The following is a 12,634-nucleotide window of genomic DNA, read 5'->3' on the forward strand; positions in this document are numbered from 1 at the left end:
TTTTTATTTAATACGTTGTTCTAAAATCACATTAACTGTTTTTTGTTTAGTTTGTACCGCACTTTCTTCTTCCGCTTGAACAATCAAGGTGTAAATTAAGTCCAATACAAAAAGTTGAGCTATTTTTGTACCGATAGAATCGCCTTGTAGCTGCCCTTGTCGATTACCGTTGATTAATACATAATCAGAAACCATAGTGATAGGGGAGCGTAAATTATGTGTAAGAGCGACGGTAACAGCACCGTTTTTCTTGGCAATATTCAATGCTTGAACGGTTTCTTTGGAATAGCCTGAATGACTTATACCGATAACAATATCACTTGAGTTCATTAATGCGGCTTGCATATACATAAAATGATTATTGCTTGTTGCATCAACGTGTAATCCAATACGCATTAATTTATTTTTTGCTTCTTCTGCAGTTAAGCCTGATGAACCGACACCAAACAGGAAGATTCGTTTTGATACACGCATTAATTCAACAACTTTTTCGAGTTGAGCAAAATCCAGCAAATTAACGGTTTCTGAAATGACATTATGAATGACATTTTGCAATTTTTCTGCGATTTGGCTTGTTCCATCAAATTTTGATATATCCGTTTCCAGTAGAGAATTAGATTGTCGATCTTTTGTAGCCAACTCAATCGAAAGTTGTAATTTGAAATCAGTAAAGCCTTTAAAACCTAATGTTCGGCAAAAACGAATAAAGGTTGCTTCTCCGACATCGAATTGTTGTGCAATTTCCGCTAAAGAGTTTTGTCCCAACAACTCTGGAGAAGATAGAACCGTTGTGGCAATCCGTTTCTCTGTTTTTGTTAGGCTATCATACAAAGCACCAATGGTATCCAATATATTACCGCTCGTTGCCGCCATAATTGAGCCTCTTGTTAATGTTGTTTGTTTCTTGATCAATTAGTGATACAGGTATTTTAACGACTAATTTTTTTAACTCAGTAGCTTGACCATCAACATTACAGCAAGGTTTGTGCGGTTCGTAAGGGAAAAAAACGGCAAACATTTTTGGGCGTAATGTTACCGCACTTTTATGCGGAATATCATCAATTAACTGATAATCGTCTTGCTCATTATAAGCGGTACAGTCTGCTAAATTTGGATATTCAACACCATATTCAATTGTTTCCGCACCGGAAATTAATACTTGAATATCAATATATTGATGATGCAATTCTGCTTTTTTATCTTCAGAAGCCACAGTCGTTGACTCCATGACATTCATATAAATTTGATCGGTTAAATCATGTCGACCTGTGGTCAAATTTTCTAAATCTAATGTATTAAGATGATTGCAAATATCGACCATTACTTGTGGTAAGTTACGCTTAAAATCATCTCTTGTTAAATCACCAAAAATCATTTTTTACTCCTATTATTATGGGGTTTGTTGCATTTTCATCCAATAAGCCGCACCAATTAAACCTGCATCGGCACCGTATTTAGCCGGCTCCAAAATACAGTGATAAAATTTTGGCATGTCGGTTAAATATTCTTGAACGAGGGATAAGTATCCCTCAGCTAATCCAACGCTACCGCCTAAAACAACCTTTTGCACATCTAAACTAATCACCATATCAGCAATTAAGTTAGCAATAGCTTTTGCTGAGGATCGAACAAGTGCGGTTGCTTTTTCATCATTTTTACGGAACAAGTTGAACACTTCTTTCGGATTACAAGGCTTTTCCCACTTATTCGCCTCACGTTCAATTGCTCGCCCCGCCGCAATCGCTTCAACACAACCACGACGACCGCAACCACAAATTGGACCGTTCGGATCTGCCAAAGTATGCCCGATATGACCAGCTATACCATTTAGCCCAGTGGATAATTTTCCATCAAGAATAATTCCTCCGCCAACGCCAGTTGATACCGTGATAAAAATAAAATTTCGTACCGCACTTTGGTCTTGATCTTGGTACTCTGCACAAACAGCAGCCTGTACATCATTTAGCAAGCCAATCGGTTTATCTGTATGGAGAGCAATGCTTTTTTGTAAGGGGAAATCAACCAGTCCACCGAGATTTTTAGGATTAAGTGCGGTTAAAATACCGTTGTTGATGATGCCTGTCGATGCAACCGCAACCGCATCAAACTGTCCCGAATAACTTTGCATAATTTGCTCGATGGCATGATGCAATGCGACTGTAGGATCTGCTTGTGGCGTGCTGATTTGCTGACGGTTAGAGAGCTTCTTTTCTTCAACAACAGCGGTTGCAATTTTTGTACCGCCAATATCAATTGCTAAGCAACGCATACTTTTTTCCTTAAGTTTAGTAGGATTTAGCTGATTTAACCGAGGTGACAAACCAGCTTACAATATGTTCTAAGCGAGTCAATGCCGAACCAACAGTAACACAATCAGCACCAATTTCAATGGCGGCTTTAGCCAGTTCCGGTGTGTTGTAACGACCTTCCGCCATCACATAACAACCGGCGGCTTTTAAATCTTTGACTAATTGATAGTCCGGTTCTTCGGGAATATCGCCGCCAGTATACCCGGACATTGTGCTTCCTATAATATCAAAGCCCAGTTGTTGGCAATATAAACCTTCTTTCAGATTTGAGCAGTCCGCCATGGCTAAACACCCCAATTCGTGAATTTTTTTCACCGCACTTTTAATGTCAACAGGACGTTTGCGATCGGTACCGTCAACCGCAATAATATCCGCACCTGCTGCTGCTAAGTCTTCAATATCTTGTAGAAACGGTGTGATCCGCACAGGGCTGTCTTCTAAGTCTCGTTTTACAATTGCAATAATCGGTACATTCACTGCAGGACGAGTTGCTTTTAAGTTATCTACGCCTTCAATACGCAAGCCTGCGGCACCACCAATAATGGAGGCTTGAGCCATCGCTGCAACAATTTCCGGTTTATCCATAGGACCGTCATCTACGGGCTGGCAAGAAGCGATCAATCCACCTTGAATAACGGTTAAAACTTGTTTCTGTGATAATGTTGACATATAAAACTCCAAACTATAGGAATAACTGAACGTTATTCCTTTTCTTTATAAATATTGCGTTAATTTACGGGTTAGTACCTCGTAACCTTTCGGATTGAAATGTAGACCGTCAGTACATAAAGTTAAATCTAATTTTCCGTCTTTACCCACAAAATCCTGCCAAGTATCAATAAATGTTAAACGTTCAGGACAGTTTTCTCGTAAATAGTCATTTAACGCCATAATGGAAGAGTTATCTGTTGTAGCAATATTATTTACCGGTGTTGCTTCCAATAGAAAGAATTCGGATTCAGGGGAAATTTTGACTAAGGCTTGCCAAATATCACAGATCCAATCCAATACTTTGGCGTGAGAATACTCAGGCTCTTTAACAATGTCATTCACCCCTAAGAAAATAAAGACTTTTTTACCTAAATAGTTAATCAATTGAGGTTTGATAATAACATCTAAATATTGTCTAGCACTGACACCCGAAATACCTAGGTTGGCAACACGTTTGCCTCTTAGTTGAATTTCTGGTGAAATATCACTCCACATATCAAAGAGTGAGTGTCCAACTAAGGTAATATCAGCTTGCTTTTCAAATTCCGCTTTTTTAACTTGATAACGGTTGAAAATATCTTGATCTGTCAGCAATTGTCGGTCCTTAATTTAACAATATTGATTAATATTGGAACGAATTATATAAAAATTGAATTTTCTCGCAATGTTATTTGGTGTTTTACTCCAGAATTTATTTAAATTTGTGTGCCACGTCACAATTCTGAAATAAAACTCTATAAATATATTTTAAAATGATTTTTTGCTTTTAGAATATACTTTCAGCAACAGTGCTTTTCCCTTCATATTTTTAATAGGAGAACTTACGATGAAATTTGAAAAACTCGCTCTTGCAACTTTAGCGTTGAGTATGTCTGCCTCTGTTTTTGCAGCAGATTATGAGCTGAAATTCGGTATGGTTGCAGGTACCAGTTCCAATGAGTACAAAGCGGTTGAATTTTTTGCGAAAGAAGTAAAAGAAAAGTCCGATGGTAAAATTGAAATTGCAATTTTCCCAAGTGCACAACTTGGTGATGACCGTACAATGTTAAAACAACTTAAAGACGGTTCTTTAGATTTTACATTAGGTGAAACTGCCCGTTTTCAAATCTTCTTCCCTGAAGCGGAAGTGTTCGCATTGCCTTATATGCTTCCAAACTTTGAAATCAGTAAAAAAGCATTACTTGAAACCAACTTCGGTAAGGGGTTGGTCCAAAAAATTAATAAAGAGTTAAATCTTGAGTTATTGTCTGTAGCTTACAACGGTACTCGCCAAACTACATCTAATCGTGCAATCAACAGCATTGCAGATATGAAAGGCTTAAAATTACGTGTACCGAATGCGGCAACTAATTTAGCTTTTGCAAAATATGTAGGTGCTTCTCCGACACCAATGGCATTCTCGGAAGTGTATTTGGCGTTACAAACCAATGCTGTAGACGGTCAGGAAAACCCATTACCAACTGTCCAAGCACAGAAATTCTATGAAGTGCAAAAATATTTAGCTTTGACTAACCACATCTTAAACGATCAGCTTTACTTGGCAAGTCGTGAAACTTTAGAGGATTTACCGGAAGATTTGCAAAAAGTAGTTAAAGAGGCAGCTGAGAACGCAGCAGAGTATCACACTAAATTGTTCAAAGAGGGTGAAAAAAATTTAGTTGCGTTTTTCAAAGAGAAAGGTGTTACTGTAACTACTCCGGATGTAAAACCGTTCCGTGATGCGTTAAAACCTTACTATGATGAATACTTAAATAAAAATGGTGCGTTAGGGAAACAGGCAATCGAAGAAATTTCAACTCTCATTAAAAAATAAAAAATGCCCTTTCCCTAGTGAGGGAAAGGGATAGCTTTTTTGTTCGGAGTATGTATGAAAATAATGAACAAGTTAGAAGAATGGATTGGCGGGGCATTATTCCTTGCAATTTTCCTGATTTTGATTGCACAAATTGTTGCACGTCAAGTTATTCATATGCCACTTATATGGTCGGAAGAATTAGCACGTTTGCTGTTTGTTTATACGGCATTATTGGGGATCAGTATGGCGGTACGTGCACAACAACACGTCTATATTGACTTTATTACCAATTTAATGCCGCTGACAATCAAACGTATGGCGATGACCTTTGTTCAATTATTAATTTTTGTCTCAATTATTCTGTTTATCTACTTAGGTTATGGCGTTTGGGCAGACGCAACTTTTCCTATGGAAGCATTAAAAGCTACCTTTGGAACGGAAATTACGCAAAAATGGCTCTACGCAGGGTTGCCGATTATTGCATCTTTGATGTTATTCCGTTTTTTAGAAGCTCAAGCAGAAAACTTTAGAAACAAAGTCACTTACTTGCCTGTTTCTTTTTTCCTTGTAAGTGCGGTCATTATTTTTGCGATTTTATATTTTCAGCCGGAGTGGTTTAAATCTCTGCGTATTTCCAACTATATAAAATTCGGTAAAAATGCCGTTTATATCGCTTTAGCGGTTTGGTTAGTGATTATGTTCTTAGGCACGCCTGTAGGATGGTCATTATTTATTGCCGCTTTACTTTATTTTTCAATGACACGTTGGAATATCACTTATTCCGCATCGGGTAAATTAGTTGATAGCTTAGACAGCTTCCCGTTATTGTCCGTACCGTTTTTTATCTTAACCGGTATTTTGATGAACACTGGCGGTATCACTGAGCGTATCTTCCACTTCGCAAAAACGTTATTAGGACACTATACCGGTGGTATGGGACATGTAAATATCGGTGCCAGCTTAATTTTTTCGGGTATGTCAGGATCTGCTTTAGCAGATGCTGGCGGTTTAGGTCAATTGGAAATCAAAGCGATGCGTGATGCAGGCTATGATGACGATATTTGCGGTGGTATTACTGCTGCTTCCTGTATCATCGGTCCGTTAGTTCCGCCAAGTATTGCAATGATAATCTATGGTGTTATTGCTAATGAATCCATCGCAAAGCTATTTGTAGCAGGTTTTGTACCTGGCGTGTTGGTTACCATCGCATTGATGGTCATGAACTACTATGTTTCTAAAAAACGTGGTTACCCTAAAACACCAAAGGCGAGCAAAGCAGAAGTTTGTGCCGCATTTAAAGACACATTTTGGGCAATTTTGACACCGTTTTTGATTATTGGTGGTATTTTCTCAGGTTTATTTACACCGACAGAAGCGGCGGTCGTTGCTGCTGCATATTCCGTAATTGTAGGAAAGTTTGTTTATAATGATTTGAATCTAAAGAATTTCCTCAAAAGCTGTGTAGAAGCAGTATCTATTACCGGTGTAACCGCATTAATGGTAATGACAGTCACTTTCTTCGGTGACATGATTGCCCGTGAACAGGTTGCGATGAAAATTGCGGAAATTTTTGTTGCTGTTGCAGATTCGCCTATCACAGTGTTAATTATGATCAATTTGCTTCTCTTATTCTTAGGAATGTTCATTGACGCCTTGGCACTACAATTTTTAGTGTTGCCAATGTTGATTCCAATTGCGATGCAATTTGGTATTGATCTTGTCTTTTTTGGGGTCATGACTACATTAAATATGATGATTGGTATTTTAACCCCTCCAATGGGAATGGCATTATTTGTCGTTGCTCGGGTGGGTAATATGCCTGTAAGTGTGGTAGCAAAAGGTGTTTTACCTTTCTTGATACCAATTTTTATGACCTTAGTATTGATTACGATTTTCCCACAAATCATTACATTTATACCTAACTTGCTAATGCTTTAGCAGTAAAACTGGGGATTGAAAAGATAGAAGTCGGTTTATGATCGACTTCTGAAGAAATCTATTTTTCAATGTGTATCTGGATAGGTATTTATTTTTACTCAACTTAAATAAGCAATTAAGCAATAATGTTCTATATTATCATTTGATAAATTAATTTATCTTAATAAAAGATTACCAATCAATACAAAACTCCTGTACAATATCTCGGCTTTATTTTTCCGCTTAGCGTGCGGCTAACGAAAATAATTTTAGTAAAAGTAAAGAGCGGTGGTTTTTAAGATTATTTTTGCTAGTCGCAAATTGGAAAATAGAGCAATAAGATTAACTTACTAATTTATAAGGAACATATTGTGAATCCAATTGTAAAACAATTTAAATATGGTCAGCACACTGTAACATTGGAAACAGGTGCGATTGCTCGTCAAGCGACAGCTGCTGTCATGGCGAGTATGGATGATACCTCTGTTTTTGTAACCGTTGTTGCTAAAAAAGATGTGAAAGAAGGTCAAGACTTTTTCCCGTTAACCGTTAATTATCAAGAGCGTACTTATGCCGCAGGTCGTATTCCTGGTGGTTTTTTTAAGCGAGAAGGTCGTCCATCCGAAGGTGAAACATTAATTGCTCGTTTAATCGATCGTCCAATTCGTCCGCTCTTTCCGGAGGGATTTTTCAATGAAATTCAAATTATTGCTACGGTAGTTTCTGTTAATCCGCAAATTAGTCCGGATTTAGTGGCAATGATTGGTGCATCAGCAGCTCTTTCATTGTCAGGTGTGCCATTTAACGGTCCTATCGGTGCGGCTCGAGTTGGTTTTATTAATGATCAATTTGTGTTAAATCCAACCATGAATGAGCAAAAGCAAAGTCGTTTGGATCTTGTCGTTGCTGGTACTGACAAAGCTGTATTGATGGTTGAATCCGAAGCGGACATTTTAACTGAAGAGCAAATGTTGGCGGCAGTTGTTTTTGGTCATCAGCAACAACAAATTGTTATTGAGGCAATTAAAGAGTTTGCCGCCGAAGCAGGTAAACCTCGTTGGGATTGGACTGCACCGGAAGCAAACACCATATTGATTGAAAAAGTAAAATCTATTGCTGAGAATCGTTTAGGCGATGCTTATCGTATTACTGAAAAACAAGCTCGTTATGAACAAATTGATTTGATTAAAGCGGATGTAATTACGCAAGTTACGGCAGAAGATGAAACAATTAGCGAAGGAAAAATTATTGATATTTTCACCGCACTTGAAAGTCAGATCGTACGTGGTCGCATTTTAAGAGGTGAGCCTCGAATCGACGGTCGTACAGTGGATACTGTACGTGCATTGGATATTTGTACCGGCGTGTTACCTCGCACCCATGGGTCTGCGATTTTTACTCGAGGTGAAACTCAAGCGTTAGCCGTAGCGACACTTGGTACCGAGCGTGATGCACAAATTATTGATGAATTAACTGGTGAAAAGACTGATCACTTCTTATTCCATTATAATTTCCCTCCATATTCTGTGGGCGAAACAGGGATGATTGGTTCGCCAAAACGTCGTGAAATTGGACATGGTCGTCTTGCTAAACGTGGTGTTGCGGCAGTGATGCCTAGCTTGTCTGAATTCCCTTATGTAGTACGTGTTGTTTCTGAAATTACTGAATCTAACGGTTCTTCTTCAATGGCATCGGTATGTGGAGCCTCTCTTGCATTAATGGATGCGGGTGTGCCGATTAAAGCGGCGGTTGCAGGTATTGCAATGGGATTGGTGAAAGAAGAAGATAATTTTGTCGTACTGTCCGATATTTTAGGCGATGAAGATCATTTAGGTGATATGGACTTTAAAGTTGCAGGAACTCGTGAAGGTGTAACCGCACTTCAAATGGATATTAAAATTGAAGGCATTACCGCAGAAATTATGCAAATAGCTTTGAACCAAGCTAAAAGTGCACGTATGCACATTTTAGGCGTAATGGAGCAAGCAATCCCAGCACCAAGAGCAGATATTTCTGATTTTGCACCACGCATTTATACAATGAAAATTGATCCGAAGAAAATCAAAGATGTAATCGGTAAGGGCGGTGCGACAGTTCGTTCTTTGACTGAAGAAACAGGTACATCTATTGATATTGATGACGACGGTACAGTAAAAATTGCCGCTGTAGATAAAAACGCCGTTCAGGAGGTGATGTCTCGCATTGAAGATATTACAGCAGAAGTTGAGGTGGGCGTTGTTTATAAAGGTAAAGTAACTCGTCTTGCGGACTTTGGTGCCTTTGTTGCTTTAGTAGGTAACAAAGAAGGTCTTGTGCATATTTCTCAAATTGCGGAAGAGCGTGTTGAGAAAGTGAGCGATTATCTTGCAATTGGTCAAGAAGTAATAGTTAAAGTTTTGGAAATTGATCGTCAAGGTCGCATCCGTTTAACTATGAAAGAGTTGGCGAAAGACCAAACTAAGAATGAAGAAAATCTTCTGCAATCGGAAGAGGGTTCTCCGGTTCAAGAGTAAATTTGATAGAGTAACTTGAAGGGCAAATTATATTTGCCCTGTACTGTATCTGATTACTTTCATCAATATAGTGTTTTAAATGTGCTATCCATTGAAATTTAATCAATAATCTTTTTGTTTATCTTCATTGTTATTTGAACAATATTGAAATTTTGAATGAAGCCATTTATCCAGCAAAACAAGACTCAATATAAGCAAGCAAATAAAGCTTGTTGTTTTTAATTAGGCATATATTTCCGTTGGGTATCGTTTTGCCGAACTTGTAAAATTGATTGACAAGTAAATAATCCATGATGAATGAACTCAAACATGGATTCCGTGTTGTGAAACGAGCTTTACAACGATTAATTAACCTAAGGCAAAAGCATATTGAGCTTTCCTTTTTACATTCGAGTATTTTTAATGACTGAAACAACAATTACTTTTAATGATTTAGGGTTACCTGAATTCATCCTTAATGCAGTGTCCGAAATGGGCTTTTCAACTCCTTCCCCAATTCAACAGGCTTGTATCCCGCATCTATTAAATGGGCATGATGTGCTTGGCATGGCACAAACCGGTAGTGGAAAAACAGCGGCATTTTCTTTGCCATTATTGGCGAAAATTGATACTAATGAAAAATATCCACAAATGTTAGTAATGGCACCAACCCGTGAGTTGGCTATTCAAGTTGCTGATGCTTGTGAACAGTTTGTGAAGTTTTCTAAGGGGGTGCGTATTGTTACTCTGTACGGCGGACAACGTTACGATATTCAATTAAGAGCTTTAAAACAAGGTGCTCAAGTGGTCGTCGGAACACCGGGGCGTATTTTAGATCATATTCGTCGTGGTACATTGGATCTGTCAAATTTACAGTCTATTGTATTAGATGAAGCGGATGAAATGCTACGCATGGGATTTATTGATGATGTTGAAACCGTCATGGCGGAGCTTCCAGAGCAACACCAGACCGCACTTTTCTCTGCAACGATGCCTGCTCCAATTAAACGAATTACAAAACGCTTTATGCACAATCCGCAAGAAGTAAAAATTCAGTCAACACAACGTACTGCACCGGATATTACGCAAAGCTGTTGGTATGTTCGCGGTTTTCGTAAAAATGAAGCATTGTTGCGTTTCTTAGAAGTGGAAGATTTTGATGCTGCAATTATTTTTACTCGAACTAAAACAGCTACATTAGATGTCACTGAATTATTGGAAAAACACGGGTTTCGTGCAGCTGCATTAAATGGAGACATGACACAGCAATTACGTGAGCAAACATTAGATCGTCTTCGCAATGGAAGTCTTGATATTTTAGTGGCGACTGATGTTGCGGCTCGTGGCTTAGATGTTGAACGTATTAGTTTAGTTGTTAATTATGATATTCCGCTGGATGCGGAAAGTTATGTTCACCGTATTGGGCGTACAGGCCGAGCAGGTCGTGCGGGCCGTGCGATTTTGTTTGTTGAGCCTAAAGAGCGTCGTTTATTGGGGAACATTGAACGCTTAATGAAAAAAGCAATTGAAGAAGTGGAAATGCCTAACCATCTTGCTTTACAAGAATGTCGCCGTAAAAACTTCGTGGCTAAAATCACTAAGCAATTAGAACATCATGATCTAGAACAATATCGTAGCTTATTGGAAGATTTATTTACGGCAGATCAGGATCAGGAAGACATTGCGGCAGCTATGTTGATGTTATTACAAGGCAAACAAAAACTTATTCTTCCTGAAGATCCGGTGTTTGAAAAACATTCACGACGTAATGATCGTAGAGAGAGAGGGGAGCGTCGTGGTAAAGAAAATCCACGTTCTGAGCGTCATGGGTATGGTATTCCGCAACCAATGGATTTATATCGTATTGAAGTCGGTAGATGTGATGGTGTCGAGGTTCGTCATATTGTAGGTGCAATTGCAAATGAAGGGGATATTCAAAGTCGTTATATTGGACATATTAAACTTTATGACACTTATTCAACGATTGAATTGCCACAGGGCATGCCAAAAGAATTGTTACAAGTATTTGCTAAAACGCGTGTATTAAATAAACAGATGCGTATGTCTTTCGTAAGTGCGGTCAATTCTGAGGAAGAGTTTGAAGCTGGCTCAGGTGGTAAACGAAAAGGGCGTTATGAACGTGAGTTTCGTGGTGGACGTAAATTTAATGAAAAAAGTAACCGCTCTTTTTCTGAACAGCGTAAAGAACGCAGAGAAAGAAAGAGATAAAAGCAAAGGGGCTATTACAGCCCCTTCTTTCTGATAAAGCAAATAATTAATAAAAATTTTATTAACGACTGCGGAAAATAATACGACCTTTACTCAAATCATAAGGTGTCATTTCAACCGTTACTTTATCTCCTGTTAAAATACGAATATAGTTTTTACGCATCTTTCCTGAAATATGTGCAGTTACGACATGACCGTTTTCTAATTCCACACGAAACATCGTATTTGGCAAGGTTTCTAAAATTGTTCCCTGCATTTCAATGCAATCTTCTTTAGCCATTTATTCCTCTAAATATGAATGAAAAAATAAAAACTTCGGGATTATACTCTATTAATGAGAAAGACGAAAAGAATTTATTCTATTAAAGGGATATTATTTTTATTTAGCTAATATTGAAAAATTTATCGGATTGAAAAATTGTATTTACTGACTAAAAAGATTAGTATTTGACTGAAGTTATACTATATTTTTTATTAAAAAGGATAATCTATGACAAGAATTGCAATTATTCCCGCTAGGGCAGGTTCCAAAGGTATTAAGGACAAAAATCTCCAATTGGTAGGCGGTATTTCATTGGTCGGTAGAGCGATTTTAGCGGCACAAGAATCTGGTGTGTTTGATCAAATTGTTGTTAATTCTGATGGTGATAATATTCTCAATGAGGCTGAAAGGTATGGTGCGAAAACATTTTTACGTCCTTCTGAGCTGGCACAAAGTGATACGAGAACGATAGATGTTATTTTACATTATTTGAATGAATTAAAGATTGAAAAAGGAAGTGTTACTCATCTTCAACCTACCTCTCCTTTAAGAAGCGGAATAGATATTCGGAATGCAATGGAAATTTTTTCAGGAGGGTGTAAATCAGTTATATCAGCTTGTGAATGTGAACATCATCCTTATAAATCTTTCATTATGGAAAATAATGAGATTATTCCACATAGAGAAATCAGTGATTTTGAAGCACCTCGTCAGCAATTACCTAAAGCATATCGAGCAAATGGTGCTATCTATATTAATGATATTGAAGCACTATTAAAGAACAAATATTTTTTTATTCCTCCAATAAAATTCTATTTTATGCCAACTCATTGCTCTGTTGATATTGACAATACGCTGGATCTGCAAATTGCAGAAAAATTAATTCAAAATCAATATTAGAGGTTATATTTTTAAGGAT

At 37.9% G+C, this 12,634-nt stretch carries 11 protein-coding genes; 5 read left to right on the forward strand and 6 right to left on the reverse strand.

Annotated features, from left to right (window positions below; translation table 11 throughout):
- Window positions 1–3 precede the first annotated feature (3 nt).
- Genes HSM_RS05720 through HSM_RS05740 form a run of 5 tightly spaced genes read right to left on the reverse strand, consistent with a single transcriptional unit; the run spans window position 4 to window position 3,614 of the window.
- Entirely contained in the window at window positions 4–873 is an 870-nt protein-coding gene (locus HSM_RS05720) for a MurR/RpiR family transcriptional regulator (RefSeq protein ID WP_011608852.1), read from the reverse strand.
- Complete coding sequence (gene nanQ / locus HSM_RS05725; protein ID WP_012340289.1) at window positions 854–1,375, reverse strand: N-acetylneuraminate anomerase; 522 nt, start codon at window positions 1,373–1,375, stop codon at window positions 854–856. The genes HSM_RS05720 and nanQ overlap by 20 nt, the downstream gene beginning before the upstream one ends.
- Before the next feature lie 15 nt (window positions 1,376–1,390).
- Window positions 1,391–2,269 (reverse strand): N-acetylmannosamine kinase, encoded by an 879-nt coding sequence (locus HSM_RS05730; RefSeq protein WP_012340290.1) that lies wholly within the window; start codon window positions 2,267–2,269, stop codon window positions 1,391–1,393.
- A gap of 16 nt (window positions 2,270–2,285) precedes the next feature.
- The gene (locus HSM_RS05735) at window positions 2,286–2,978 is read right to left on the reverse strand and encodes an N-acetylmannosamine-6-phosphate 2-epimerase (RefSeq protein WP_012340292.1); all 693 of its coding nucleotides are present in this window, start codon (window positions 2,976–2,978) and stop codon (window positions 2,286–2,288) included.
- A gap of 45 nt (window positions 2,979–3,023) precedes the next feature.
- On the reverse strand, window positions 3,024–3,614 hold the full coding sequence (locus tag HSM_RS05740) for an SGNH/GDSL hydrolase family protein (RefSeq protein WP_012340293.1): 591 nt from the start codon (window positions 3,612–3,614) through the stop codon (window positions 3,024–3,026).
- A gap of 232 nt (window positions 3,615–3,846) precedes the next feature.
- Between HSM_RS05740 and HSM_RS05745 the strand changes: the two genes are divergently transcribed.
- The 4 genes from HSM_RS05745 (at window position 3,847) to HSM_RS05760 (ending at window position 11,453) form a co-directional block, all read left to right on the forward strand.
- The gene (locus tag HSM_RS05745; protein ID WP_012340294.1) at window positions 3,847–4,833 is read left to right on the forward strand and encodes a sialic acid TRAP transporter substrate-binding protein SiaP; all 987 of its coding nucleotides are present in this window, start codon (window positions 3,847–3,849) and stop codon (window positions 4,831–4,833) included.
- 54 nt (window positions 4,834–4,887) lie between these two features.
- Complete coding sequence (locus HSM_RS05750; RefSeq protein WP_012340295.1) at window positions 4,888–6,753, forward strand: TRAP transporter large permease subunit; 1,866 nt, start codon at window positions 4,888–4,890, stop codon at window positions 6,751–6,753.
- 350 nt (window positions 6,754–7,103) lie between these two features.
- Window positions 7,104–9,245, forward strand: coding sequence for a polyribonucleotide nucleotidyltransferase (gene pnp / locus HSM_RS05755; RefSeq protein WP_011608859.1), 2,142 nt, complete (start codon window positions 7,104–7,106; stop codon window positions 9,243–9,245).
- Window positions 9,246–9,647: 402 nt separating this feature from the next.
- Entirely contained in the window at window positions 9,648–11,453 is a 1,806-nt protein-coding gene (locus tag HSM_RS05760; protein WP_012340296.1) for a DEAD/DEAH box helicase, read from the forward strand.
- Window positions 11,454–11,514: 61 nt separating this feature from the next.
- Here the strand turns inward: HSM_RS05760 and infA are convergent, their stop codons facing one another.
- Complete coding sequence (infA, locus tag HSM_RS05765; RefSeq protein WP_005627617.1) at window positions 11,515–11,733, reverse strand: translation initiation factor IF-1; 219 nt, start codon at window positions 11,731–11,733, stop codon at window positions 11,515–11,517.
- A 210-nt stretch (window positions 11,734–11,943) separates the two neighbouring features.
- Between infA and HSM_RS05770 the strand changes: the two genes are divergently transcribed.
- Window positions 11,944–12,615 (forward strand): acylneuraminate cytidylyltransferase family protein, encoded by a 672-nt coding sequence (locus HSM_RS05770; protein WP_012340297.1) that lies wholly within the window; start codon window positions 11,944–11,946, stop codon window positions 12,613–12,615.
- Window positions 12,616–12,634 lie beyond the last annotated feature (19 nt).

The organism is Histophilus somni 2336 (assembly GCF_000019405.1).
In the GTDB taxonomy this organism is placed as follows: domain Bacteria; phylum Pseudomonadota; class Gammaproteobacteria; order Enterobacterales; family Pasteurellaceae; genus Histophilus; species Histophilus somni.